This is a genomic window from Aliagarivorans marinus DSM 23064 (assembly GCF_000429485.1).
In the GTDB taxonomy this organism is placed as follows: domain Bacteria; phylum Pseudomonadota; class Gammaproteobacteria; order Enterobacterales; family Celerinatantimonadaceae; genus Aliagarivorans; species Aliagarivorans marinus.
In genome coordinates this window covers 224,080-248,204 of record NZ_KE386907.1, presented here as the reverse complement: position 1 = coordinate 248,204, position 24,125 = coordinate 224,080, and the positions used below count along the sequence as shown (strand labels likewise).

The following is a 24,125-nucleotide window of genomic DNA, read 5'->3' as shown; positions in this document are numbered from 1 at the left end:
GTATAGTGGCTTGCCGTTTGTTGCAGTGAGCTGGAGTCGCTAGCGGTTTTGTTGCTGCATCGCCGCTAAACGCTCGCTGTCAGACATCGGACCTTTGCGTCGGGCTCGGACGCCCTTTGATGAGCCTTGGTTTGCTAGTAGATAGCCGGCACTGATAAGTAACAAATAACTGAGCCAAGCCATTGGTTCTGCTGGAGAAAAGGCACCTATTAATCCTCTCTCGATATGTGCAAATACAGAACCATTTAACGTAGCGTCTTGGTAGCTAAAAAAAATAGCAATCGGATAGGCAATTGGCATGGCTAATTGGCGGATCATCGTTAGCAAGGCTAACGGTTTGACTGACTTCTGCCAATGCGGGTTCTTCTGTAAGGCCATTACCGTTATAACGACAAACGCAAGGGTCAAACCAATAGTGAATATCTGACTGAACAACACCAGCCCCCATATTGGCAATGGATCGTCCATCAACATAGTAATCACCCAAACCAAAGGAAGTCGGCCTTCCGACAAGTCTAGGATTACATATTGGCAATAGTAGAGGTTAGTGAGCAGCAGTACGCCCAAAGCAAGATAGTGGGGTAGCGAGGAGCGAGAAGTGGTGGAATCCATCTAAATACCTTTTCAAGTTATTGTTATTAAAGGCGAATACTACCATATCCGAGTACTTTTGATGATGAAGTATGGCTTCCACCCCGACTTTTTAGGATGAAAATATGCGGCGATTACACGGTTGGAGGCACGGCTTGTATCAGGTCTAAGCTTAGGCTGAGTCATCTCGATATTTTGCGACGCAACGTGGCGGTAGGCGGTGGGTGTCGAGTAGTGTGGCGAGTGGAAAGACCAGGACGGGAAGAAGAGAACGGAGAGAAAAGAGGAAACAGGAAAAAGAGAAGGAGGCGAAGACAGAATACTTCACCTCCCAACGCGTTACTTGTGGCGATTAGCTAAGCACTCAACCACTTCAGCGAAGCTTACTTCTTGCTTCTCCAGCAGTACCAACAGGTGGTACATCAGATCGGCGCTTTCGTTGATCAGCTCTTCACGGTCGTTAGCCATAGCGGCCAGCGCCACTTCTACGCCTTCTTCACCGACCTTTTGGCTAATGCGCTTGGTGCCCTTGGCGAATAGCTTGGCGGTGTAGCTTTGCTCTGGATCGGCACTCTTACGTTCGTGCAACACTTGCTGTAGATCGGCGATAAAGGTCAGGTCCGGATCTTTATGGCCATCGAAGCAGGTTTCATTGCCAAGGTGGCAGGTAGGGCCGATAGGGTCAACCGCAACCAGTAGAGTATCTTGGTCGCAGTCTAGCGTGATGCTTTTAAGCTGTAGCACGTTGCCCGAGGTTTCACCCTTGGTCCACAAGCGCTGCTTGGTGCGCGAGAAGAAGGTGACCTGTTTGGTCTCCAAGGTTTTGGCCAAGGCATCTTGGTTCATATACCCGAGCATCAAAACCTTGCCGCTGTGGTCGTTTTGCACCACGACCGGGATCATTCCATCAACTTTGTCCCAGTCGATTGCTTGTTGTAATTGTTCTAACTGGCTCATAGTCGGATCGCCACCTCTTGTTGTTTCAGGAACTGTTTTAGCTCACCGATGTTGATAATACTCTTGTGGAACACGCTGGCGGCGAGGGCGCCGTCAACGTCGCTTTGGTTAAAGGCGTCGGCAAAGTGTTGCATCTCGCCTGCGCCGCCAGACGCGATGAGCGGCACCTTACAGATCTCGCGTACCCGCGATAGCTGCTCTAAATCGTAGCCTTGGCGGACGCCGTCTTGGTTCATTACGTTTAGCACGATTTCACCTGCGCCGCGCTCTTGGACTTCTTTCACCCAATCAAAGGTGTTCCAAGTGGTGGTTACGGTGCGTTTCTCATCGCCGGTAAACTGCTTCACTTGGTATTGCTTGGTTTCTTCGCAGTAGTAGGAGTCGATACCCACCACGATGCACTGCACGCCAAACTTATCGGCCAGCTTGGTAATCAGACTGGGATCGGCCAGGGCAGGGGAGTTAATCGACACCTTATCAGCGCCGTGTTGCAGAGTGCGGTTGGCATCGTCGATGGTTTTGATCCCGCCTGCCACGCAGAAGGGAATATCGATCACTTCTGCCACGCGGCTTACCCAGCTTTTGTCGACTACGCGAGCATCGGAGCTGGCGGTAATGTCATAGAACACCAACTCATCGGCACCTTCTTCTGCGTAGCGCTTGGCCAGTGGCACAATGTCGCCCATCACTTCGTGGTTGCGGAACTTGACGCCCTTGACCACCACGCCATCTTTTACGTCCAGACAGGGAATAATCCGTTTCGCTAGCATTAGCCTTGGCCTCCCACTAAGTCTTCACCGGCCAGACAGGCAATCGCCTCGCGTACTGTGAACTTACCCTCAAGCAGGGCGCGGCCAACGATAACGCCAGAAACGCCGCTACCCCGTAGGGCTGCAATATCATCTAACTTGCCGATGCCGCCGCTGCTTTGCCAGTGCACCTCAGGGTAGAGGGCGCATAACTCTTGGTAGAGCTCAACGTTGGAGCCGACCAAGGTGCCATCGCGGCTGATATCGGTACACAGCACGTGCTTAAGGCCTGCCGGCTTGTAGATATCAAGCAGCTGCTCAATGCTGACGCCGCTGTCTTCTTGCCAGCCAGAGATGGCGACAAACTTATTGCCTTTGGCGTCGATGTTTAGATCCAGCGCTAACACAATGTGCTCGGCGCCGTACTTGCGCATCCAGCCTGCTACCATTTCTGGCTGTTTCACCGCGGTGGAGCCCACCACTACGCGCTGCGCACCGGCGTCGAGCAGGTCAATCACGTCTTGTTCGCTGCGCACGCCGCCGCCGATTTGGATCTTGGCTGGGGTATTAGCCAGAAGCTCTCGAATCACGTCCAGCTGACGGGCGCTGGTGTCTTTGGCGCCATCTAAGTCAACCAAGTGCAGCCAGTCGGCACCTTGTTGGTTGTAGTCGTTAAACTGGCTCTGAGGGTCGTCGCCGTAAACGGTTTTTTGTGCGTAGTCGCCTTGGTAAAGGCGCACGATTTTTCCATCAATCAGATCTAATGCTGGGATGATCATCTTACATCTCCAAGAAATTCTTAATCAGTTGGGCACCGGCCTTGCCACTGCGCTCAGGGTGGAACTGCACGCCGAAGAAGTTATCGCGGCCCACTGCTGCGGTGAAGGCATTGCCGTAATCACATTCCGCTAGGGTGTGCTCTCCGACTGGCAGGGCATAGCTGTGAACAAAGTAGAAGTAGCTGCCTGGTTCGATATCTTTAAACAGCGGGTGATCGCTTTGCGGTTGGATCTGGTTCCAGCCCATATGCGGTAGGCGCTGGCCGGGTGCCGGTTCCATCAGGCTAACGGTGCCAGGCACCAGGCCTAAACAAGGAACAGGCTCTTCCGCTTGCTTAGCGCCGCCTTCGATAGAGAACTCCGCCAGCATTTGCATGCCCAAGCAGATCCCTAGCAGCGGCTTATCCACTTGCTTGACCAGCTCAATCAGGCCGCGTTGGCGCAGGTTTTCCATGGCCTCGGTGGCAGTGCCTACGCCGGGTAGGAACAGCTTGTCAGCGCCAAGGATGTCTTCACGTTCTTTGGAGATCACCACCTTGTAGCCCAAACGCTCAACGGCGAATTTGACCGAGCTTAGGTTGGCACAACCGGTATCAATAATGACTATCATCGTTTCTCCTACAACATGCCTTTGCTGCTAGGCAGGGCATCGCCAGATTTAATAATCGCTTGGCCCAGGGCGCGGCCGAATACTTTAAACAGTGCTTCTACCATGTGGTGGGTGTTCTTGCCGGTGGTCTCCAAGTGCAGGGTACAAGCCATGGCATCGGAGAGTGAGCGGAAAAAGTGCGGCACCATCTCGGTGGCAAAATCGCCGATATTCTCGCGTGGGAAGTCGGCGTTAAACTCAAGGTGGGCACGGCCGCTTAGGTCGAGGGCACATTGCGCCAGACACTCATCCATTGGCAGAACAAAGCCAAAGCGGCCAATGCCACGCTTATCGCCAAGGGCTTCTTTTAGCGCATTGCCCAAGGCAATGGCGGTGTCTTCCACGCTGTGGTGATCATCGATGTGATAATCGCCGACCACTTTGGCTTGTAGTTGGAAGCCGCCGTGGGTGGCAATTTGATCAAGCATGTGATCAAAAAAGCCAAGACCGGTGTCGATTTGGTTGCCGCCGGCGTTGTCCAAGTCAACCGCAATCTTGATTTGGGTCTCCTTAGTGTTGCGCTCGATGGTCGCTTTGCGGCCAAGCTGGGTCAGGCGGCGCTCAATGGCAGGCCAGTCCATGCTCTCGCGGTTGTACTGAATGCCCTCCAAGCCCATGTTCTCGGCCAGCTGCACGTCGGTCTTGCGATCACCAATCACAAAGGAGTTGGCAAAGTCGATCACGCCGCTGCGCAGGTAGCCTTTAACCAGCCCTAGGTTGGGCTTGCGGCAGCTGCAGTTATCTTCTGGGAAGTGCGGGCAAATCAATACCTCGTCGAACACCACGCCTTGGGAGGTGAAGATGTCCATCATGTAGTTTTGCGCCAGCTCGAAGTCGGCAGTGGGGAAGCTGTCGGTACCCAGGCCATCTTGGTTGCTAACCATGACCAAACGGTAACCGGCCGCTTGTAGCTTAAGCAAAACAGGGATCACCTGTGGCTCAAGTTTGACCTTCTCGAGGCTGTCTACCTGCTTATCGGTGATGGGCTCATCGATAAGGGTGCCATCGCGGTCGATGAATAGGATTTTCTGTGTGTTCACAACGTGAGTCCTTGTTGCTTTATTCTGTTCTTATAATGTGGGCCTAGCTTATCAGGCCCATGCCGTTACAGGGCGTCCAGCTCGCGCAATGCGGCCAGAGTTTGCGCCATCTCGCTGGCATCACCGATGCTGATTCGAATACAGCCTTCTAAGCGCGGCTTATTAGCGAAGTCTCGTAGTACAATACCGCGCTCGCCCATGGCCTTAAACACTGAAGCTGAATCGCTAAAACGCGCCAGCACATAGTTACCGGTAGCCGGGAATACCTCGCTGACCATCTTTAAGCCGCTTAGGGTGTCGACCGCTTCGCTGCGCAGGCGGTTAAGCTCGCTCACTCGACTACGCATCACATCCAGCCCCTCGGCGCTGAGCGCTTGAGTGGCGATATCGGCGATGGGGCGTGGCACCGGGTAGGGGGCGATCACCTTCATCATCAGTGCGATTACTTCCGGGTCGGCCACCGTGAAGCCGCAACGCAGACCCGCCAGCGCAAAGGCTTTGCTCAGGGTGCGGGTAACCACCAAGTTGGGGTAGCGCTTAATCAGCGGCACCACGGTTTGCTCGGGGATAAACTCGATGTAGGCTTCATCGACCACCACGATGGCTTTGTCGCGCTGGGCTTCGAGCACTTGGCAGAGCTTGTCGTGGTCGAGCATATTGCCGGTTGGGTTGTTCGGTGCGCACAAAAAGATCAGTTTGGCATCGGCCTGACACAGCCCGTCGTAATCCACGTTGAACTGCGCATCGAGCTCAAGCTTGGCAATCTCTACGCCAATGGTTTCAGCGCTAACGGTATACATGCCGTAGGTGGGGGGGCAGATCAGGATGCGATCAACGCCCGGCTCACAGAAGGTGCGGATAAGCACTTCAATCGCTTCATCGGCGCCGCGGCTGGCCAGCACTTGGCTGCTGTCGACACCAGCGTAACTGGCGTAACCATCAATCAAGGCTTCCGGCTGAAACTCCGGGTAGCGATTTAGCTCGTTATCGCTTAGCGAGAAGGCTTGGCAATCGGGGCTTTCGTTGGCGTTTAGCCATACTTCACCGCTGCCACCGATACGGCGCGCACTTTGGTAGGGCGTTAGCTTTTGCACGTTCTCACGTGCCAGTTTTTCCAAAGACATTAACGTTCCTCCCCAAGGCGCAGGGTAAGCGCACGGCGGTGTGCATCCAGCCCTTCGGCGTTGGCTAGCGGCACTACCGCATCGCGTAGCCCTTGTAGGCCTTCGCGGCTAACTTCCTGCACGGTGTAGCGCTTCATAAAATCTGCTGTGCCCAAGCTGTTGTAGTTACGGGTATAGCCGTAGGTGGGCAGGGTGTGGTTGGTGCCACTGGCATAATCGCCCACCGACTCCGGCGTGTACTCGCCCAAGAAGATGCTACCGGCGTGCTTGAGCTTAGGCAGCAGCGCGCGTGGCGCCTCGGTTTGCACGATTAAGTGCTCCGGACCGTACTCGTTGCTCACCTCAATGGCTTGCTCGATGGAGTCCACCACCACTGCGGTGCTGTGCGACAGTGCTTGGTCGGCAATGTTGCCGCGGCTAAGTAGCGCCAGTTGACGTTCTAGCTCGGCGTTTACCGCTTCGGCTTGCGCTTGGGAGTCAGTAACCAGAATCACCTGAGAGTCAGGGCCGTGCTCGGCTTGCGATAGCAAGTCGGCGGCGACATAGGCGGCATTGGCCTTGGCGTCGGCGATGACCAGCACTTCAGAAGGGCCAGCCGGCATATCAATCGCCGCGCCTGCATGGTCTTTGCTGACCTGCTGCTTGGCTTCCGTCACAAAGGCGTTGCCGGGGCCGAAGATCTTGTCCACTTTGGCGACGGTATCCGTACCAAAAGCCATTGCAGCGACCGCTTGCGCGCCACCGGCGCAGTAGATTTCGTCCACGCCACATAGTGCGGCGGTGTAAACAATCTCTGGAGCAATCGGTGGCGGCGAGCACAGTACCACCTTCTCACAACCGGCAATCTGCGCGGGCACTGCCAGCATCAAGACAGTTGAAGGCAGGGGAGCTGTGCCGCCTGGCACGTAGAGTCCGACTCTCTCGATGGGCGCCGAGTGCTGTTCACAGACCACTCCTGGCTGTGTTTCCAGTACCACAGTCTGTGGCTTTTGAGCTTGGTGGAAGGCTTGTATGTTGGCTTTCGCCTGAGCCACTGCGGCCTTGAATTCCTCACTGAGTCCCTGCTCCGCGTTGCTTATGTCCTGCTCGCTCAGGCGAACCTGAGTGAGCTCGGTATTGTCGAAGCGCTTGGCGTACTCAATCAGGGCACTATCACCTTGCTGACGTACTGCTGTGATAACGTCGCTTACAATGCTGCTGACATCGCCACCCGCCGCTACGGCAGGGCGCGACAGCACTGCTTGCTTGACATCTTGCGCCAGTTGATTCCAATTAACGACTTGCATGCTTATCTCAACATTTTTTCGATTGGCATTACCAAGATGGAGCTCGCGCCTAGCGCTTTAAGTTTCTCCATCGTCTCCCAGAACAGGTTCTCGGTAGATACCACATGCAGGGCAACCTTGTCGTTATCGCTGGCCAGATCCAGTACGGTTGGATTCTCGCTACCTGGCAGCAGCTCAATCACTTCATCCAGTTTGGTCTTAGGCGCGTGTAGCATGATGTACTTGCTCTCTTTGGCTTCCATCATGCCCTGCATACGCAGCAGGATTTTATCGAGGAAGGCTTGCATCTCAGGCTCAAGCTGGCGTTTGGATTTGATCAGCACGGCTTGTGAGCGGTAGATAACCTCTACTTCTTTCAAGCCATTGGCTTCCAAGGTCGCACCGGTTGATACCAAGTCACAGATAGCGTCGGCCAGGCCTGCGCGCGGGGCAACTTCCACCGAGCCGTTCAGCATACAGGTGGAGAAGGGCACGCCTTGCTCGTCGAGGTAGCGCTTCAGGATGCCCGGGTAAGAGGTAGCGATACGGGTATTGGCCAGACACTGCGGGCCGGTGTAATCGAACTCTTCTGGCACCGCCAGTGAGAAGCGGCAACCGCCGAAGTCGAGACGCTTAAGTACGTCACAGTCGGTGGGCTCGCTCTGGGCAGTGCGTAGCATGGTTTCTTCTTCCAGCACGTTTTCGCCAACGATACCGAGGTCAACCACGCCGTCCATTACCAAACCGGGGATATCGTCATCGCGAACCCGCAGTAGGTCGATAGGCATGTTTTCAGAGTGAGCGATCAGGCGCTGCTGACGAAGGTTTATCTTCATACCACAGCTTTTTAGCAGGGCTTGTGAGTCATCGCTCAAACGTCCAGATTTTTGAATGGCGATGCGTAGTCGTGTTTGTTCAGTCATTGTTTTCCCTATTCTTTAAATTAAAAACCCCCGGAGGGCTGACCTTCCGAGGGTTATAAATTTGACTGTTTTAACACCACCGGAAGTTCAAATTTCACTTCCAGCAGCAAACCTCCTGAAAGCTACTCTGGATGATGATGGCGATGATGCTTCAGAAAGTTGGTGTTCATAGTTGCTGATTCCTTGCCGCGCTAGTGCGCTTAAATGTGCCGTTATCGTTACCAATCCCCGGACAAAATGCAAGCGTTTTTTAAGCGCAAAATTCAAGTAAAGCTGCGCTTGGACGATAATTATACAAAGACAGCGCATTGGGGGGGCTTATGAGTCAGGACTTTATCGGGCAGGTACTACCACCTAAGCCTGCTGTGCCCACACGCAAAGAACGACCGATTAAGACCGGTGAGGTCTACAAGAAAACCGCGGCCGAAGGGCAGGCGGATGTAAAAACGCGGGTGAAGCCAAAAGGTGAGCAGCAAAAACGCAAGAAGCCCAAAGATGATGGGCATGATATTGATGTGTTTGTTTGAAGCGCGCTGACGTTTGGCGCAGGTGCTGCCGCCTGCTATAGTGTGCCGACTTAAAATCGACCCCAAGGCGCGCCCATGCAACACTTTGCCAACGATGGGCTTTTGGCAAAAAAACTCCCCGGGTTTTCCCCTCGTCCTCAACAGCAAGTGATGGCAAAAGCCGTGGCCGAAACGCTGGATCAGCAACAGCAGTTACTGGTGGAAGCGGGTACCGGTACCGGTAAGACCTTTGCGTATCTGGTTCCCGCCTTGGAATCGGGCAAGAAAGTCATCATCAGCACCGGCTCTAAGGCCTTGCAAGACCAGCTCTATAACAAAGACTTGCCACGCATGGTTAAAGCCTTAGGCGGCGGCCATCATGTGGCGCTGCTCAAAGGTCGCGCCAACTACCTGTGTATTGAACGCTTAAACGGCTTTGCCCACACCGGCTCGGGTCAGGATAGGCATACCTTGTCGATTCTCACCAAGATCAAAGCGTGGGAGCAGGGCTCGAGCAGTGGCGACATCTCTGAGCTTGGCCCGATGGCCGAGCAGCCGGATATCGCCAACCTGATTACCTCCACCAACGATAACTGCCTGGGGCGCGATTGCCCGTCCTATAAGGACTGCTATCTGGTGAAGGCACGCAACCGTGCGATGGAGGCTGAGTTGGTGGTGGTGAATCACCATCTGTTCTTTGCCGATATGGCGGTAAAGGAGACCGGCTTTGGCGAGCTGCTGCCCAATGTCGATGCCTATATCTTCGATGAGGCCCATCAGTTACCGGATATTGCTGCCACCTACTTCGGTGAGCATTTCTCCTCGCGTCAGGTGCAGGACTTATGTCGCGATGTCAATCTGGCCTATCAAACCGAACTGCGCGATATGGCGCAGCTGGCCCGGGCTGCGCTCAAATTAGAGAAGCAGCTTAAAGACTGCCGGCTTAACTTTGAGGGGATGCGTGATAAAGGCGAGTGGCGTCCGCTGGCCAAGCAGCCACGCTTTGTCGAGGCGATGGCCCGGTTACGTGATGATATGGAGTTCGTCTATCAAGTGCTTAAGCTGGCACTGGGGCGGAGCGAGCTGGCGGATAGCTGCTTTGAACGTCTGGCCTCGCAGCGCGCACTGTTGGCCAAGGTGATGGATGTGGACCAAACCGGCTTTAGCTACTGGTACGAGACCACCCGTTTACACTTTTCCCTGCATTTGACTCCGCTCAATATCGCAGAGCGCTTTGCCACCGAGGCAGAAGCGCGCGAGGCCGCGTGGGTGTTTACCTCGGCTACCTTGGCGGTGAATGGCGCCTTTGATCATTTCCAAACCCAGTTGGGAATCAAGGACGCGAAAACGGTGCTGCTCGACAGCCCTTTTGACTACCAAACACAGGGCTTGTTGTGTGTACCGCGTTACCTGCCCGACACCAAGGCGCAGCGCGCCGAGTACCTGATGCTATCGCAGCTGCAACCGCTGATTGAACTTAACCAAGGGCGCTGCTTCTTTTTGTGTACTAGCCACAGCATGACCCAACGCGTTGCAAGTGCGCTACGTGAGCTAAGCTCGCTAAACGTGCTAGTGCAAGGCGAGGGGGCTAAGTTGGAGTTATTGCAGCGTTTCACCGCCGAGGAAAACAGCGTGTTGGTGGCTACTGCAACCTTTTGGGAAGGGGTGGACGTGCCGGGTGATGCACTATCGTTAGTGATTATCGATAAGCTGCCGTTTGCCTCGCCGGATGACCCATTGATGAAAGCGAAGAGTGAAGATTGCCGAATGCGTGGCGGGGATGCCTTCTCTCAGGTATATTTGCCGCACGCTGCTATCACCCTCAAGCAAGGGGTGGGGCGCTTGATCCGCGATCAGCAAGATCGAGGCGTGGTAATCATCTGCGACAACCGCTTGGTAAATCGCAACTATGGCGCCACCTTTGTGGCCAGCCTGCCTCCGATGCCACGCACCCGCGATTTAAAGAAAGTTGAACAATTTATTAGAGAGAAAAATGGCGACAGCTAATTTACTGGCCCTGGATACTGCCACCGAAAACTGCTCGGTAGCCTTGGATTACCAAGGGGAGCGTCTGCACATTGAAGAGTATGCGCCGCGCGATCACACCAAAAAGGTGCTGCCTTTTGTACAACAGATCCTAAGCCAGGCGGGAATTGGCTTAAGTCAGCTTGACGCTATTGTATTTGGTCGTGGCCCGGGCAGCTTTACCGGAGTGCGCATTGGCGTTTCTACCGCACAGGGGCTGGCTTTTGGTGCTGATTTACCGATGATTGGCGGTTCAACCCTGCAAGCCATGTCGCAAGCGGTAGCTCGCCTGCATGGCGCAGAGCGTTGCCTTGCAGCCATCGATGCGCGCATGAATGAAGTGTACTGGGGCGAGTATGCCTTGGTCGATGGCCTGATGACCTTGCAAGGCGAAGAGCAGGTCATCCCGCCGGAGGCCTTGTCTGCTAGCGACGTGGCGGCCTGTGCGGTTGGTACCGGATGGCAGACCTACGCTGAGCTGCTGCAACAACGCTACCCTAATGCAATGCTCGTTGAGAACCCCTTGTATCCTTCGGCACAAGATATGCTTGATTATGGTCAATGGGCCTACGCGCAGGGCAAGCACTGCCCGGCCTGTGAGGCTCAGCCGGTGTATCTTCGAGATAAGGTCACGTGGAAGAAACTACCGGGTCGCGAGTAAACCGGTTCTCGCAGACTTGCTTCTGGCAGATCAATGTTAGTGCGCTGATAAAGGGAGTAGGGCATGCGCATCAATGGAGTCAACCACGGTCTACAGCCGCAGAGCCAGCCTAAAGCCCTGCCAATCGACCAAAGCAGCGAACAGCCTGCCCGCAAGGGTGGGGTGTTGCGGCCGTGGGCTCCGCATATGGAAGCGACGCTGCAAGGCGCCGCTTCAGTGCAATATGATGCAGCCCCCGGCGCGGCCAATGATGCGATAAACCACTACCGCAATGTTGACGGTCAGCTTAAGCGTCAAGAAATTAACGCTCTGTTCGGTGTAGACCTGTATGCCTAGCGCCACGTCTCCCTCTGATGTCTGATTCCTGCTCTACCGCATCCGCTAGGCGCTCTGAGTTCGTCACGCCCAATGGACTCGCTTGCATCGAACAGCCGGCGGATAGCGACACCTTGATCGTCGCACTGCATGGCTGGATGGATAACGCCGCGAGCTTTTTCCCACTGATGGACGCCATGCCCGAGCAGCACTTTGTTGTTCTAGAGTGGCCTGGCCATGGTCACTCTGCTCATCGTGATGACTATTATCACTTCGCGGACTATGTCGACGACCTCCACCTCGCTCTCGCCCAACTAGAATCCAGCAAACCGGTAGTTCTAGTAGGCCACTCCTTGGGCGCTCTGGTCGCGACGGTGTTTGCGGCCACCTTTCCTGAGCTGGTTCATGCGCTGGTGTTTGTCGATGGCTTAGGGCCGCTTAGTCTGCCACTGGACCAACAAGTCGAGCATTTTCGGCGAGCGATTGAGCAGCGCCGACAACCACTCAAGGTAAGAGCTCTGTCCTCTGTCGACTTTGCGGTCAAAATTCGCGCGAGCAGTTCAAAACTGTCGTATGAAAACAGTCTGTTACTGGTGGAGCGGGGTATACTCCGAGCCGATAGAGTTTGGCATTGGCGCCATGATTCTAGGTTGAAACTCAGCTCGCCACTGCGGATGAGTGATCAGCAGGCACAAGTGTTCTGCGAGGCTGTGCAAGCACCGCTATTGCTGTTAAGGGCTGCGCAAGGCAGTTACTTATCAGATGCCGTGTTAGTCCAACGCTCGGCATGGTTTAAACAGCTGGACGTAAGCCATGTGGGTGAGGGGCATCATCTGCATATGAGCTCAGCAAAGGAATGCGCTTTAATAATCAAACGGATGCTTAAAACATTTGAGCCACATCAAAACTTTTAACATTGCTTTTGTTAGTTAAATGTTATCGCCTTGTTATTCTCTATGCTGAGTGAAACAATCACTTTCGCACTAGAGCATTAACTCTAGGTTTGTTTGGCAAGGCTGCCATTAACAAGGTGAAACTTCGCAACGCACATATAATTAGAATCAACTAATCGATCCCTGAGGAGAGCTGCGTGGATAAGATTTGGCTAAACCGCTATCCGGAAGATGTACCGGCAGACATTGATCCTGCTCGCTATCCGTCACTGCTGGAAGTATTTGAAGAAAGCGTGGCGAAAAATGCCGACCGAATCGCTTATATCAATATGGGTCAAGTGATGACCTACCGCCGCGTCGAAGAGCAAAGCCGTGCATTCGCCGCGTATCTGCAAAATGAATTAAAGCTGCAAAAAGGTGACCGGGTCGCGATTATGATGCCCAACCTGCTGCAGTACCCGATCTGCTTATTCGGTGCACTGCGCGCCGGCGTCACCGTGGTGAATGTTAACCCGCTGTACACCCCGCGCGAGCTCAAGCACCAGCTAAACGATAGCGGTGCAACCACCATTGTATTGGTTTCTAACTTCGCTCATACCCTCGAAGAAGTAGTGGCCGATACCCCAGTTAAGAACGTGATTTTGACCAGCTTGGGTGATCAGCTCTCACCCACCAAGCGCACCTTGGTGAACTTTGTGGTCAAGTACGTGAAAAAGATGGTGCCAAAGTACAATCTTCCGGGGGCACAGTCGCTGCGCTATGTGCTCTCCAAAGGCCAACATCTGCAATACATTCGCCCTAAGGTTGAAGCCGAAGACTTGGCGTTCTTGCAATACACCGGCGGTACGACGGGCGTGGCTAAAGGCGCCATGCTGAGTCACCGCAACATGGTGGCAAACCTGCTGCAGGCGCAGGCCATCGTCGGCCCTTGCTTGCGAGAGCACGAAGAGCTGGTGGTAACAGCCTTACCGCTCTATCACATCTTCGCATTGCTGGCGAACGGGCTGCTGTTCTTTATGCTCGGCTGCCAGAACCTGCTGATTACCAATCCGCGGGATATACCTAACTTTGTGAAGGAGTTGGGGAAAGTGAAGTTCACGGCGATTACCGGGGTGAATACCTTGTTCAATGCCTTGGTGAACCACCCTGATTTCTCCAAACTGGATTTCTCGCAACTACGGCTGTCGATGGGTGGCGGTATGGCGGTGCAAAAAGCGGTGGCTGATCGCTGGCAATCGGTAACCCATTGTCGGCTGATTGAGGGCTATGGCCTCACCGAATGTGCCCCCTTGGTCACCGTTTGTCCCTACAACCTTGAGGCCTACAATGGCAGTATTGGTCTGCCCGCGCCGTCCACCGATGTAAAACTGGTAGATGAGAACGGCAAAGAAGTGGGCTTAGGCGAAGCGGGGGAGTTGCTGGTTCAAGGTCCGCAGGTGATGCGCGGTTATTGGCAACGCGAACAGGCCACAAAAGAGGCAATGCCTGATGGCTGGTTCGCCACCGGCGATATCGCCACGGTGGATGAAGACGGCTTCTTCCACATCGTTGACCGCAAGAAGGATATGATCCTTGTCTCCGGCTTTAATGTGTTCCCCAATGAGGTTGAAGAAGTGGTGGCCATGCATGACGGAGTGCTAGAGGTGGCTGCTGTCGGGGTGCCCCACAATGTAAGCGGCGAAGTGGTGAAGATTTTTGTGGTGAAACGCGAAGCTAACCTGACTGAAGAGTCGCTACTGGCTCACTGTAAAGAGAACCTCACCGCCTATAAAGTGCCGAAATTAGTAGAGTTTCGTGAGGAGCTTCCCAAGACCAATGTCGGTAAAATTCTACGGCGCGCTTTGCGTGACGAGCAATAGCCCTTAAAATAGCAGGCAAATCCTGCTTTCTTGAGGAGTGGCTGCGTTGACAGACCACAGCTACCAACTTATTGAAACAGAGGCGCAATTAGCGCCTCTGCTACGTTTACTCCAATCGCCTGAGCCGCTTTTGCTGGCGCTTGATACCGAGTTTATTCGCACCCGTACCTACTTCGCCAAATTGGGTTTGTTACAGGTATTTGATGGCGAGACCTGCTATTTGGTTGACCCAACTACGCTCGACCTGACTGACATGTGGCAGCTGTTACGCCGTCATCACTGGATTTTGCACGCCTTTAACGAAGACCTTGAGATTATTAACCGTTTGGCTGGTGGGTTTGGCTTAAGTGTGTTCGACACCCAACTAGGGGCCGCCTTCCTCGAACATGGTGCGAGCATGGGCTTCCAGCGTTTTGTGGAGCACTTCTTGTCGGTGCAAGTCGATAAAGGTGAAGCGCGTACCGATTGGTTAGCGCGTCCGCTTACCCAAGCCCAGCTCAATTATGCAGCGCAGGATGTGATCTATCTGTTGCCCGCCTATCAAGAGCTTAAAGCTCAGCTGCAAGATGCTGGCTGGTGGTCTGCAGCTATCGAAGAGAGCCAACGCATGGCCGACGCCAAGCTGCTTAAGAATGACCCTGAGCTAGCCTATCTGGATGTGAAGAACATCTGGCGTCTATCCTCACAGCAACTGGCGGTGTTAAAGCCAATGGCTACCTGGCGTGTGCTTGAAGCCGAGCGCCGCGATCTGGCGCTGAATAATGTAGTGAAGGGCGACTCGCTGTGGGAGCTTGCGCGCAAGCAGCCGAACAACTTTACCCAGTTACAAGCGATGGGGCTACCACCGATGGAAGTGAAGATCCATGGCAACCGCTTGATAAAGCTGATTAAGCACGGCCTGCAAACTGAGGCGAGCGATTATCCTGAGAAGGTTAAACGGATGGTTGATTACCCCAACTACAAGCCCGCCATGAAAGCGTTCCGAGAGATGATTGCGGGTATCGCGGCGGAAAAAGGCATTCCGGAGGACATGCTGGCCACCAAGAAGCTGATGCACGAGTACTTACGTTGGCATTGGGAAGGGCGCGTGGAAAACCAGCCACAAGTGCTATGTGGCTGGCGTAAAACGCTAATGGAAGGGCCGTTAGCGGAGTTGGACGTATAGCCTAGCGGTTATCTGGCAGGGTGATGTTGAGCTCTAATACGCTGAGCTCCTCGCTGCGGTTATCCAGACTCACCTTTACATCATCCTGCTCAACCGCAACGTACTTCTTGATCACTTCCAAGATGTCACGCTGCAGATCGGGCAGGTAATCAGGCCCATTGCGCTGATTGCGCTCGTGGGCCACGATGATCTGCAGTCGTTCTTTGGCTTGCTTAGCGGTAGCTTCCGGTTTGCTCTGACGAAAATAATCCAATAACGACATGACTTATGCTCCAAATAGGCGGCTGAATAAGCCTTTCTTTTCTTCTGTCAGAAAACGGAAATCCACTTCCTTACCTAATAAACGATCTACTGCGTCACGGTAGGCCTTACCTGCATCGCTCTCATCATCGAGAATAACTGGCTCACCAGAGTTAGAGGCTTTTAGCACGGCTTGTGATTCTGGGATCACACCTAACAGCGGGATCGCCAAGATCTCTTCAACATCTTCCACGCTTAACATATCGCCGCGGTTAACCCGACTTGGGTCGTAACGGGTGAGCAGCAGATGTTCGCGCACAGGCTCGAGCCCTTGCTCTGCTCGCTGGGATTTGCTACTAAGCATGCCCAAAATGCGGTCAGAGTCGCGAACCGAGCTTACTTCTGGGTTGGTGGTGATAATCGCTTCGTCGGCGAAGTAGAGCGCCATAATTGCGCCAGTCTCGATGCCTGCTGGTGAGTCGCAGATGATGAAGTCGAACTCCATATCGCGCAGGTTATTCAGTACAGTTTGCACGCCTTCTTTGGTAAGCGCGTCTTTGTCGCGGGTTTGCGAGGCAGGAAGCACGTAAAGGTTATCGACGCGCTTGTCTTTAATCAGGCTTTGGTTGAGGTTTGACTCGCCTTTGATGACGTTAACAAAGTCATACACCACTCGACGCTCACAACCCATAATCAGATCGAGGTTACGTAGGCCAATATCAAAATCGATGATAACGGTTTTAAAGCCGCTTAATGCTAAGCCAGTGCCGATGGCGGCACTGGAGGTGGTTTTTCCGACGCCACCTTTACCGGAGGTAACAACTACCACTTTAGACATGGGAAATCCTTATTTTAATGTGTAACTAAGCCAGTGAGCGAATCACTAGCTTGTCTTGTTCAATATGAACAAGACTGGCGCGAGCTAGGGACTCGACCATCTGTTCATTTAATAAATAGGTGCCCGCAATAGAGACTAATTCTGCTTGCAGGTCCTGACAAAAAATCTTGGCTTGTTTAATCCCTTTGGCACCCGCAATCGCGCGTCCGCGCAGTGCGCCATAGATATGAATATCACCGTCGGCGATTACCTCTGCGCCATTACTGACCGAGCCGACGATGACCAAATCGCCGCTATCAGCATAAACTTGCTGGCCGGAGCGTACATGGCCATGGACAACTTTTGTGGCTGAGTTGGCGGATTGAGGAGCTGGAGTGGGCGGGTTTGCAGGTCGGCTCTCACTTTGCAGCGCACCCGCTGTCATCACAGCTAAGCCCGCACTACGTGCCGAGTCCTTTTGCTGTTGGTTGCGACAGGCTGTGACACCAACCGGGACAAAATCTTGTCCCTCGACCACCTCTTTGAGCTGGACAAAATCTAGTTCATCATCGGCTTGTGATACATCGACGACCACCGGTGCACAATTGAAAAAGTGGGGCGCCTTGGCAATCTTATCCATAAGTATGTTTTGAAGCGCGTCCAAGCTGTTGCTGCCTAGCTTAATCACGGTAAGGGTGAAGCCAGTGCCTTTAAATTCGATATCCGGTGATGTTTGCAACTGCGGGTCCTTTCTGCTGCGCTTAGCGATGATTAGTCATGATGTTTACAAATGACTCTGTTATAGTTTTTTTGATTCAAGCCTGAGTTCCCAAGGATACTAGTTATTTGATGTTCTGTGCAGTCTATAAAAGCCTCAAAAAGCAACAAACCTATTTGTATGTCGAGAAAAAGGACGATTTCTCCAAGGTTCCTCAGGAACTACTGACATTACTCGGCCAATTAGAGCTGGTAATGCTAATGGCCAAGCGCCCGGAAAAGGATTTGGTGCAGGTCACAATCGATGAATTGGCAGACTCTCTTAGCGATCAAGGCTACCACCTTCAACTGCCTCCTCCTCCGATTGACCACCTCAAACAACACAAGCAACATAAGCAAGAAAAACAAAAAAAGGAGGGTAAAAGGTGATCAAACGATTCCTTTTGCTGGCGGGCTGCAGTTTTAGCCTAAACCTGAGTGCCAACGCCGATTTTCAAGCCTACCTCGAGACCTTACAGCAGCGTGCTGATGAGGCCGGTATTTCCCAAGAGATCAGTCGCGCCGCCTTGGCGCAAGCCGAGTATGTGCCACGGGCAATCTCGGCTGACCGTAACCAACCCGAAAAGAAGCTCACGCTGGATGAGTATATTCCTCGCGCGGTGCCTAAATGGAAGGTGCAGCAGGCGCGAGCGCTGTATAAGAAACACTATCCAGTGTTAGAGCAAATCGCAGAGAAGTATCAGGTTCAACCGCGCTTTGTGGTGGCCTTGTGGGGCGTAGAGTCCAACTTTGGTCGCTATATGGGCAACTACAACGTGGTGTCGGCGCTATCGACCATGGCGTTCGAAGGGCGTCGCGAGGAGTTCTTCTCTAACCAGCTAATGGATGCGCTCAAGATTTTGGAACAACAGCATATCTCCATCGACAACATGAAAGGCTCGTGGGCGGGCGCGATGGGGCAGGTGCAGTTTATGCCAAGCTCGTTCTTGGCCTATGCCGTGGATCAAAGTGGCGATGGCAAACAAGATATTTGGGGCAATACCGATGACGCCTTGGCATCTGCGGCTAACTACCTTCATTCCCACGGTTGGAATGACGATCAGACTTGGGGACGTCAGGTACGATTGCCGGAAGGATTCGACCAGAACTTGTTGGGGCTAGACAAGCAACTTAGCTTGTCAGATCTGCAAGACCTAGGCGTGCGCCGCATGGATGGCAATGACTTGCCGCAGCGAGACTTGATGGCCTCAGTGGTTGCGCCGGATGGCATCGAGGGACGGGTGTACTTGGCTTACGATAACTACCGTACCCTGATGCGCTGGAATCGTAGCTACTACTTTGTCTCTGCAGTTGGCTATCTGTCGGATGCTATCGCGTACCCACCGGTGATGTAATATGGCTGCCTATCAGCACCACTTTTTCGACGATCACTTAGCGCTGCCAACACCGCAAAAAGCGGTGTGCGTTGGGCAAAACTACCTTGCACATATGCAGGAAATGGGCGGCGCGCCTGTCAGCGAAGCGATGTTCTTTATCAAACCGCTCAGTGCGTTTGTCGGTTTATCGGAGCAACTCGCAATACCCAGGAATCAAGGTGCGGTGCATTTTGAGCTGGAACTCGTGGTGTTGCTTGGCAAAGCGCTGACCAATGCCTCTGAGGAAGAGTGCCTGCAAGCGATTGTGGGCTATGCCGCCGGCTTGGACCTGACCTTGCGGGACGTGCAAGCAGAGCTTAAGCAGCGCGGTCATCCCTGGGAGCGGTCGAAAGCCTTCGACGGCAGTGCTGCGATATCGGCGTTTGTGCTGGTCGATTCTAAAGAGGCGTTGCGGGCGCTTGCTGAGATGGATTTGCAGCTTCACTGCAATGGCGAGCTTCGTCAACAAGGAAATACGCGGCAATTGCTGCGTTCTATTGCAACCTTGTTGTCACAGGCCTCACACTGCTTTACCCTTGCGCCCGGCGACGTGCTGTTCACAGGCACGCCCGCAGGCGTAGGCCCCTTGCAGGTTGGTGATGACATCAAATTGCAAGTGGGTGAGATTTCCATGCAGACCCGAGTAGTGTAAGTGTTAGAACCCGAATTTTGGCGTAGTAAAACCCTGGCTCAGATGAACGATCAGGAGTGGGAAGCCCTTTGCGATGGCTGTGGCAAGTGTTGTTTGTCCAAGCTAATCGATGAAGATACCGATGAACTGTACTTCACCAACATCGCTTGTGTGCTGCTGAACAATAAAACCTGCCAATGTTCAGACTATCCCAATCGCTTTGCCAAGGTTAGCGACTGCGTAAAGATTACCCTCGATGATATGGAAGCCTTTCAGTGGCTGCCGACCACCTGTGCCTACCGCCGTTTGGTGGAGGGGCGTGACCTGCCGAGTTGGCATCCTTTGCTACACAAAGGTAAGAAGTCCAAGATGCATCAGGCAGGCGCATCGATCCGCGGTAAGGTGATTTGCGAAAGTGAGCTGCGAGGCCCTGCGCAGGACTACATCGTTACCTGGCCGATTGAAGACTGCGAGTAAGCCAACTCTTCTAGCAAGTAATAAAAGAAAAGCCGCATTAAGCGGCTTTTTTGTGGGCGCGTATAACTTGAAGGTTACTTCTTAAAGATGCTGACAACCGAAAGCAGGCTAAAGATAGCAGCCAAGCCGAGATAGACGGCGAACACCACAATCAGCCATTGCGGCATGGTCCACCCCATAAAGATCCAGTCGATTTCATCACAGAAGCCGTTGGGGTTGAACACCGCTGGGAACCACACATCTAGCTTGAACCAGCTGGGATAGCTGGCGAAAAAGTCGCAGGTGGCAAAGGGGCTCGGGTTAAGTTGGTAATCGGTATGGGTAATGGCCAGATCCAAGCCCCAGATGCTGCTGGGTATCCACAAACCAAAGCCCACCAGCCTAACCAGCCAAGAACGCGGGAAGGTGGCGCCCAACAGTCCCGCAAACATCACGCCCATCATCGCGGTACGCTCGTAAACACACATCACGCATGGGTCTAGCTTCAGACCGTATTGGAAGAAGAGGGCGGTAAGCTCTAGCGCAAAAGCGGAGAACGCCAATAACAACCATGGCCAACGTTGTTTGGGCATGTCGCTTAGAAACTGATACATCCTTATTACCTTAACATTCAGGTCAAAAAATACTCACTCGGGGCGAGCTATTGTGAAAGCCAACTTTAACCTGCGCTAAGTGCTTGTTACAAGACGTGATCAAGCTCTATTAAACAACTTTACATAGCCTTACAAAGGTTTGAGTTCAGACCAGTGCTTTTGCTTTATACAGTGCTTTGCTATTATCGCGGGGCATTAACACAGCGGTAATAGAGAACTAGGCATGGTAATAAAAGCAAAAAGCCCCGCAGGCTTTGCAGAACAATACATCATCGAATCAATCTGGAATAACCGATTTGCGCCCGGTTCCATTTTGCCCGCAGAGCGTGAGCTCTCCGAGCTTATTGGTGTGACTCGCACCACCTTGCGTGAAGTGCTGCAGCGCCTTGCACGTGATGGATGGTTGACCATTCAACATGGTAAACCCACCAAAGTGAACAATTTCTGGGAAACCGCTGGACTTAATATCCTGGAAACCCTCGCCAAGCTGGATAAAGAGCAAGTACCCGAGCTGTTTGAGCAGCTGCTTTCTGCGCGCACTAACATTAGCGTGATTTTTATTCGTGCAGCACTGAAAAACAACCCTGAGAAGAGCCAAGAGTTGATTGCCCGTCATAGCGAGCTAGCACAGGAAGGTAAGGTCTATGCAGAGTTTGACTACACCCTGCTACATGGCCTTGCGTTTGCCTCTGGCAACCCCTTGTACGCACTGATTTTGAATGGCTTTAAAGGCTTGTACGAATCGGTAGGTAGCTACTACTTCGACGACCCAGAAGCACGCCGCTTGGCCAATGACTTCTACACCCAATTGGGCGTGCTAGCCGGCTCAGGTGAGTACGACAAAACCCTGCAAGTAGTGCGTCGCTATGGTATCGAAAGTAGCGCCATCTGGCAGCGCGTTCGCCAGCGCATGCCAAATGACATTATGGAAGACTAAGTTTTGATTAGGGCGCTGGAGGACAGCGCCCTAATATTTCCACCTTCCCGCTGGGGTTCACTTGCTCAAGTACTACTTCAAAGCCCCACAATCTATGCAAATGCTTCAACACTTCATCTAAGCTATCGGCTAAAGGTATTCCCTGATGGGGAACGTAGCGCAGAGTCAGCGAACGGTCGCCGCGCAGCGCGACATTGTACACCTGAATATTCGGCTCAATGTTACTGAGGTTGTATTGGGCAGATAAGGCAGAGCGAATGTCTTGATAGCCCTGTTCATCGTGGATTGCGTCGATCTCCAGATAGGGCTTCTTATCATCGTCGTGCAGGGTAAACAGTTTAAAGTCGCGGATAACCTGCGGTGATAAGTACTGAGCGATAAACGACTCATCTTTGAAGTTATGCATGGCGAAGTGCAGGGTCTCTAGCCAGTCCTTACCTGCGATATCGGGGAACCAACGACAGTCTTCCGGGGTTGGGTGCTCGCAGATGCGGCGAATATCACGCATCATTGCAAAACCCAGTGCGTAGGGGTTGATTCCGCTGTAGTAGGGGCTGTTGTACTCCGGCTGCATTACCACTGAGGTGTGGCTATGTAGCACTTCCAGCAGTACTTTTTCGGTGATCTGTCCATGGTCATACAGGTGATTCATGATGGTGTAATGCCAGAAGGTGGCCCAACCCTCGTTCATCACTTGAGTTTGTTTTTGCGGATAGAAGTACTGGCTGATCTTGCGCACGATGCGGATGATCTCCCGCTGCCAGGTCTCGAGCAGCGGCGCGTTTTTCTCGATAAAGTAGAGAATGTTCTCCTCAGGGGATGCCGGGAACTTCACCGACTTCAGAGTTTCATCTTTTTGTTTGGTCGGAATGGTTCGCCACAGCTCGTTGATTTGGCTTTGTAAGTACTCGGTGCGTGCTTGTTGACGGCTCTTTTCCTCTTCCATGGAGATTGGAGTAGGGCGTTTGTAACGATCCACCCCGTAATTCATAAGTGCATGACAGGAGTCGAGGATTTCTTCCACTTCATCAACGCCATAGCGCGCTTCACATTCACTGATGTAGTTTTTGGCAAACACCAGGTAGTCGATTATAGAGCTGGCGTCGGTCCAGGTCTTAAACAGGTAGTTGTTCTTAAAGAAACTGTTGTGGCCATAGCAGGCGTGCGCCATTACCAGCGCCTGCATCGGCAGGGTGTTCTCTTCCATTAAATAGGCGATACATGGGCTGGAGTTGATCACAATCTCGTAGGCCAAGCCCATCTGGCCGCGCTTATAGGTCTGCTCGGTTTGAATAAACTTCTTGCCATAGGACCAGTGGTTGTAGCCAATGGGCATGCCCACGCTAGAGTAGGCATCCATCATCTGCTCGGCGGTGATTACCTCAATTTGGTTGGGGTAGGTATCTAGGCGATACAGCTTGGCTACCTCGGCGATAGCCTGGTGATAATCCTCCAGAAGGTCAAACGTCCAATCCGGTCCATCAGGTAAGGGCTTGTTGGCTGACATAACTACCTCAGGCTACTTTTTTCGCAAACAGGTCGCGGAAAGTGGGCAGGATCTCTTCGGCATGCTTAACATGGCGAATAGCGAAATTGGCATATTGCTGTGACAGTTCAGCGTATTCATGCCATAGCGTTTGGTGGGCACGGCTAGTTATTTCGATGTACGAGTAGTGACGCACAGCAGGTAACAAATGCTTATCGAGCAGCTGACGACATTTGGGCGAATCATCGGCCCAGTTATCGCCATCGGACGCTTGAGCGGCGTAGATGTTCCATTGGCTGGGAGGATAACGCTCCTCAATGATCTCCTTAGTCAGTTGCAGGGCACTTGATACGATGGTGCCGCCGGTTTCCTGAGAATAGAAAAACTCGTGCTCATCTACCTCTTTGGCTTGAGTGTGATGGCGGATAAACACCACTTCGATCTTCTCGTAGCTGCGGGTCAAGAATAGGTAGAGCAACAAGAAAAAGCGTTTGGCCATATCTTTGGTGGCTTGGTCCATCGAGCCGGATACGTCCATCAGGCAAAACATCACCGCCTGAGTACTGGGCACCGGTGTTTTGACGAAGTTATTGAATTTAAGGTCGAAAGTGTCAATGAAGGGTATCGCGGCCAGCATCTTCTTAAGCTCTTCCACCTCCTGCTCTAAGGCGACAATATCTTGCTGAGGGCAGTGCGGGTCGTTACGTGCTTCCTCCAAGCGAGTGGTTAGTTCGCGCAGGCGAGAGCGCTTGCTGGCTCCCATAGCAATACGCCGCGCCAGCGAAGATTGCAGGCTGCGCACGATATTAATGTTGCTTGGTACGCCGTCATTGGTAAAACCAGCGCGAGAGGTTTTGTACTCGATGAGCTGGTCGACATCGGTTTCTTGCAGGTTAGGCAGCTCCAAATCGTCGAACAGAATATCCAAGTACTCGTCTTTCGATATATTGAACTGGAACTCGTCTTGGCCTTCGCCGGAGTCGCTGGCGTCGCCATCGCCGCTGCCGCTACCTTGGCCTTGTGGTGGGCGCTCCACTTTATCGCCCTTGGTGAACTGATCGTTACCGGGCAGCACCCGCTGGCGGTCGCCTCCCTGGCCTTGATGGAAGAAGGGTTCGTTGATATCCCGCTGGGGGATACTGATATTCTCACTGGCTTCCAGGTCCTGGATGCTGCGTTGATTAACTGCATCAGACACCGCTTCCTTGATCTGTTTTTTGTAGCGCCGTAAGAAGCGCTGCCGATTGACAGCGCTTTTGTTCTTGCCGTTAAGACGGCGATCGATGAAATGAGCCATAGGCTTTTACCTCC

At 53.1% G+C, this 24,125-nt stretch carries 27 protein-coding genes and 1 other annotated feature; of the genes, 12 read left to right on the top strand and 15 right to left on the bottom strand.

Annotated features, from left to right (window positions below):
• Positions 1-39 precede the first annotated feature (39 nt).
• The 9 genes from G461_RS0115515 to hisG form a co-directional block, all read right to left on the bottom strand.
• Positions 40-612: a hypothetical protein gene (locus tag G461_RS0115515; protein WP_026972523.1), complete on the bottom strand. Its 573-nt coding sequence runs from the start codon at positions 610-612 to the stop codon at positions 40-42.
• A 318-nt stretch (positions 613-930) separates the two neighbouring features.
• Positions 931-1,548, bottom strand: coding sequence for a bifunctional phosphoribosyl-AMP cyclohydrolase/phosphoribosyl-ATP diphosphatase HisIE (gene hisIE / locus G461_RS0115510; protein ID WP_026972522.1), 618 nt, complete (start codon positions 1,546-1,548; stop codon positions 931-933).
• Positions 1,545-2,318: an imidazole glycerol phosphate synthase subunit HisF gene (gene hisF, locus G461_RS0115505; RefSeq protein ID WP_026959943.1), complete on the bottom strand. Its 774-nt coding sequence runs from the start codon at positions 2,316-2,318 to the stop codon at positions 1,545-1,547. Before hisF ends, hisIE begins: the two co-directional genes overlap by 4 nt.
• Complete coding sequence (gene hisA, locus G461_RS24430; protein ID WP_051333603.1) at positions 2,318-3,076, bottom strand: 1-(5-phosphoribosyl)-5-[(5-phosphoribosylamino)methylideneamino]imidazole-4-carboxamide isomerase; 759 nt, start codon at positions 3,074-3,076, stop codon at positions 2,318-2,320. The genes hisF and hisA overlap by 1 nt, the downstream gene beginning before the upstream one ends.
• 1 nt (position 3,077) lies before the next feature.
• Positions 3,078-3,686, bottom strand: coding sequence for an imidazole glycerol phosphate synthase subunit HisH (gene hisH, locus G461_RS0115495; RefSeq protein ID WP_026972521.1), 609 nt, complete (start codon positions 3,684-3,686; stop codon positions 3,078-3,080).
• An 8-nt stretch (positions 3,687-3,694) separates the two neighbouring features.
• Positions 3,695-4,765, bottom strand: coding sequence for a bifunctional histidinol-phosphatase/imidazoleglycerol-phosphate dehydratase HisB (gene hisB / locus G461_RS0115490; RefSeq protein WP_026972520.1), 1,071 nt, complete (start codon positions 4,763-4,765; stop codon positions 3,695-3,697).
• A 65-nt stretch (positions 4,766-4,830) separates the two neighbouring features.
• A complete protein-coding gene (gene hisC, locus G461_RS0115485; RefSeq protein ID WP_026972519.1) occupies positions 4,831-5,889 on the bottom strand; it encodes a histidinol-phosphate transaminase in 1,059 nt (352 codons plus the stop codon).
• Positions 5,889-7,175: a histidinol dehydrogenase gene (hisD, locus tag G461_RS0115480; RefSeq protein ID WP_026972518.1), complete on the bottom strand. Its 1,287-nt coding sequence runs from the start codon at positions 7,173-7,175 to the stop codon at positions 5,889-5,891. The genes hisC and hisD overlap by 1 nt, the downstream gene beginning before the upstream one ends.
• Before the next feature lie 2 nt (positions 7,176-7,177).
• Positions 7,178-8,077: an ATP phosphoribosyltransferase gene (gene hisG, locus G461_RS0115475; RefSeq protein ID WP_026972517.1), complete on the bottom strand. Its 900-nt coding sequence runs from the start codon at positions 8,075-8,077 to the stop codon at positions 7,178-7,180.
• 18 nt (positions 8,078-8,095) lie between these two features.
• Positions 8,096-8,224 (bottom strand) — a sequence feature (His leader region).
• A gap of 173 nt (positions 8,225-8,397) precedes the next feature.
• Here hisG and G461_RS0115470 point away from each other — a divergent pair.
• The 7 genes from G461_RS0115470 to rnd all read left to right on the top strand — a co-directional run bounded on the left by G461_RS0115470 (position 8,398) and on the right by rnd (position 15,501).
• Positions 8,398-8,604, top strand: coding sequence for a hypothetical protein (locus tag G461_RS0115470; protein ID WP_026972516.1), 207 nt, complete (start codon positions 8,398-8,400; stop codon positions 8,602-8,604).
• Positions 8,605-8,679: 75 nt separating this feature from the next.
• Positions 8,680-10,590 (top strand): DNA repair helicase YoaA, encoded by a 1,911-nt coding sequence (yoaA, locus tag G461_RS0115465; protein ID WP_026972515.1) that lies wholly within the window; start codon positions 8,680-8,682, stop codon positions 10,588-10,590.
• Positions 10,577-11,269 carry a tRNA (adenosine(37)-N6)-threonylcarbamoyltransferase complex dimerization subunit type 1 TsaB gene (gene tsaB / locus G461_RS0115460; RefSeq protein ID WP_026972514.1) on the top strand — a complete coding sequence of 231 codons (693 nt, stop codon included), beginning with the start codon at positions 10,577-10,579 and terminating at the stop codon, positions 11,267-11,269. Before yoaA ends, tsaB begins: the two co-directional genes overlap by 14 nt.
• 63 nt (positions 11,270-11,332) lie before the next feature.
• Entirely contained in the window at positions 11,333-11,605 is a 273-nt protein-coding gene (locus G461_RS24425) for a hypothetical protein (RefSeq protein ID WP_035480439.1), read from the top strand.
• A 17-nt stretch (positions 11,606-11,622) separates the two neighbouring features.
• Positions 11,623-12,498 carry an alpha/beta hydrolase gene (locus G461_RS24420; protein WP_084429292.1) on the top strand — a complete coding sequence of 292 codons (876 nt, stop codon included), beginning with the start codon at positions 11,623-11,625 and terminating at the stop codon, positions 12,496-12,498.
• A 176-nt stretch (positions 12,499-12,674) separates the two neighbouring features.
• Entirely contained in the window at positions 12,675-14,336 is a 1,662-nt protein-coding gene (gene fadD, locus G461_RS0115445) for a long-chain-fatty-acid--CoA ligase FadD (RefSeq protein ID WP_026972513.1), read from the top strand.
• Positions 14,337-14,382: 46 nt separating this feature from the next.
• Positions 14,383-15,501, top strand: coding sequence for a ribonuclease D (gene rnd, locus G461_RS0115440; protein WP_051333601.1), 1,119 nt, complete (start codon positions 14,383-14,385; stop codon positions 15,499-15,501).
• Position 15,502: 1 nt separating this feature from the next.
• Here the strand turns inward: rnd and minE are convergent, their stop codons facing one another.
• From minE to minC, 3 genes are read right to left on the bottom strand one after another with little or no spacing between them, the layout of a single operon-like run.
• Positions 15,503-15,763: a cell division topological specificity factor MinE gene (gene minE, locus G461_RS0115435; RefSeq protein WP_026959954.1), complete on the bottom strand. Its 261-nt coding sequence runs from the start codon at positions 15,761-15,763 to the stop codon at positions 15,503-15,505.
• A 3-nt stretch (positions 15,764-15,766) separates the two neighbouring features.
• A complete protein-coding gene (minD, locus tag G461_RS0115430) occupies positions 15,767-16,579 on the bottom strand; it encodes a septum site-determining protein MinD (protein WP_026972511.1) in 813 nt (270 codons plus the stop codon).
• Between the two features lie 25 nt (positions 16,580-16,604).
• Entirely contained in the window at positions 16,605-17,297 is a 693-nt protein-coding gene (gene minC / locus G461_RS0115425; protein ID WP_026972510.1) for a septum site-determining protein MinC, read from the bottom strand.
• A gap of 110 nt (positions 17,298-17,407) precedes the next feature.
• On the opposite strand from minC, the gene G461_RS0115420 reads away from it, so the two are divergent.
• The 4 genes from G461_RS0115420 to G461_RS0115405 are packed head-to-tail and all read left to right on the top strand — an operon-like array spanning position 17,408 to position 19,798.
• Positions 17,408-17,704 carry a YcgL domain-containing protein gene (locus G461_RS0115420; RefSeq protein ID WP_026972509.1) on the top strand — a complete coding sequence of 99 codons (297 nt, stop codon included), beginning with the start codon at positions 17,408-17,410 and terminating at the stop codon, positions 17,702-17,704.
• Positions 17,701-18,669, top strand: coding sequence for a lytic murein transglycosylase (locus G461_RS0115415; protein WP_211236286.1), 969 nt, complete (start codon positions 17,701-17,703; stop codon positions 18,667-18,669). Before G461_RS0115420 ends, G461_RS0115415 begins: the two co-directional genes overlap by 4 nt.
• A gap of 1 nt (position 18,670) precedes the next feature.
• A complete protein-coding gene (locus G461_RS0115410; protein ID WP_026972507.1) occupies positions 18,671-19,342 on the top strand; it encodes a fumarylacetoacetate hydrolase family protein in 672 nt (223 codons plus the stop codon).
• Positions 19,343-19,798 (top strand): YcgN family cysteine cluster protein, encoded by a 456-nt coding sequence (locus tag G461_RS0115405; protein WP_026959959.1) that lies wholly within the window; start codon positions 19,343-19,345, stop codon positions 19,796-19,798.
• Positions 19,799-19,872: 74 nt separating this feature from the next.
• Here the strand turns inward: G461_RS0115405 and dsbB are convergent, their stop codons facing one another.
• Positions 19,873-20,391, bottom strand: coding sequence for a disulfide bond formation protein DsbB (gene dsbB / locus G461_RS0115400; protein WP_026972506.1), 519 nt, complete (start codon positions 20,389-20,391; stop codon positions 19,873-19,875).
• Positions 20,392-20,614: 223 nt separating this feature from the next.
• Here dsbB and fadR point away from each other — a divergent pair, with 223 nt between their 5' ends.
• A complete protein-coding gene (gene fadR, locus G461_RS0115395; protein WP_026959961.1) occupies positions 20,615-21,328 on the top strand; it encodes a fatty acid metabolism transcriptional regulator FadR in 714 nt (237 codons plus the stop codon).
• Positions 21,329-21,335: 7 nt separating this feature from the next.
• On the opposite strand, the gene G461_RS0115390 is transcribed toward fadR, so the two are convergent.
• Both G461_RS0115390 and G461_RS0115385 read right to left on the bottom strand, forming a co-directional pair.
• A complete protein-coding gene (locus tag G461_RS0115390; RefSeq protein WP_026972505.1) occupies positions 21,336-22,835 on the bottom strand; it encodes a SpoVR family protein in 1,500 nt (499 codons plus the stop codon).
• A gap of 7 nt (positions 22,836-22,842) precedes the next feature.
• Positions 22,843-24,111, bottom strand: coding sequence for a YeaH/YhbH family protein (locus G461_RS0115385; RefSeq protein ID WP_026959963.1), 1,269 nt, complete (start codon positions 24,109-24,111; stop codon positions 22,843-22,845).
• Between the last annotated feature and the right edge of the window lie 14 nt (positions 24,112-24,125).

Excerpts from the sequence above, each read along its gene's own strand:
- hisA (WP_051333603.1), bottom strand. The coding sequence starts at position 3,076 with ATGATCATCCCAGCATTAGATCTGATTGATGGAAAAATCGTGCGCCTT.
- yoaA (WP_026972515.1), top strand. The coding sequence starts at position 8,680 with ATGCAACACTTTGCCAACGATGGGCTTTTGGCAAAAAAACTCCCCGGG.
- tsaB (WP_026972514.1), top strand. The coding sequence starts at position 10,577 with ATGGCGACAGCTAATTTACTGGCCCTGGATACTGCCACCGAAAACTGC.
- hisF (WP_026959943.1), bottom strand. The coding sequence starts at position 2,318 with ATGCTAGCGAAACGGATTATTCCCTGTCTGGACGTAAAAGATGGCGTG.
- minD (WP_026972511.1), bottom strand. The coding sequence starts at position 16,579 with ATGTCTAAAGTGGTAGTTGTTACCTCCGGTAAAGGTGGCGTCGGAAAA.
- dsbB (WP_026972506.1), bottom strand. The coding sequence starts at position 20,391 with ATGTATCAGTTTCTAAGCGACATGCCCAAACAACGTTGGCCATGGTTG.
- hisIE (WP_026972522.1), bottom strand. The coding sequence starts at position 1,548 with ATGAGCCAGTTAGAACAATTACAACAAGCAATCGACTGGGACAAAGTT.
- hisD (WP_026972518.1), bottom strand. The coding sequence starts at position 7,175 with ATGCAAGTCGTTAATTGGAATCAACTGGCGCAAGATGTCAAGCAAGCA.
- G461_RS0115420 (WP_026972509.1), top strand. The coding sequence starts at position 17,408 with ATGTTCTGTGCAGTCTATAAAAGCCTCAAAAAGCAACAAACCTATTTG.
- G461_RS24425 (WP_035480439.1), top strand. The coding sequence starts at position 11,333 with ATGCGCATCAATGGAGTCAACCACGGTCTACAGCCGCAGAGCCAGCCT.
- G461_RS0115390 (WP_026972505.1), bottom strand. The coding sequence starts at position 22,835 with ATGTCAGCCAACAAGCCCTTACCTGATGGACCGGATTGGACGTTTGAC.
- G461_RS0115515 (WP_026972523.1), bottom strand. The coding sequence starts at position 612 with ATGGATTCCACCACTTCTCGCTCCTCGCTACCCCACTATCTTGCTTTG.
- fadR (WP_026959961.1), top strand. The coding sequence starts at position 20,615 with ATGGTAATAAAAGCAAAAAGCCCCGCAGGCTTTGCAGAACAATACATC.
- G461_RS0115470 (WP_026972516.1), top strand. The coding sequence starts at position 8,398 with ATGAGTCAGGACTTTATCGGGCAGGTACTACCACCTAAGCCTGCTGTG.
- G461_RS0115385 (WP_026959963.1), bottom strand. The coding sequence starts at position 24,111 with ATGGCTCATTTCATCGATCGCCGTCTTAACGGCAAGAACAAAAGCGCT.
- G461_RS0115410 (WP_026972507.1), top strand. The coding sequence starts at position 18,671 with ATGGCTGCCTATCAGCACCACTTTTTCGACGATCACTTAGCGCTGCCA.
- hisH (WP_026972521.1), bottom strand. The coding sequence starts at position 3,686 with ATGATAGTCATTATTGATACCGGTTGTGCCAACCTAAGCTCGGTCAAA.
- hisC (WP_026972519.1), bottom strand. The coding sequence starts at position 5,889 with ATGTCTTTGGAAAAACTGGCACGTGAGAACGTGCAAAAGCTAACGCCC.
- G461_RS24420 (WP_084429292.1), top strand. The coding sequence starts at position 11,623 with ATGTCTGATTCCTGCTCTACCGCATCCGCTAGGCGCTCTGAGTTCGTC.
- minE (WP_026959954.1), bottom strand. The coding sequence starts at position 15,763 with ATGTCGTTATTGGATTATTTTCGTCAGAGCAAACCGGAAGCTACCGCT.
- hisG (WP_026972517.1), bottom strand. The coding sequence starts at position 8,077 with ATGACTGAACAAACACGACTACGCATCGCCATTCAAAAATCTGGACGT.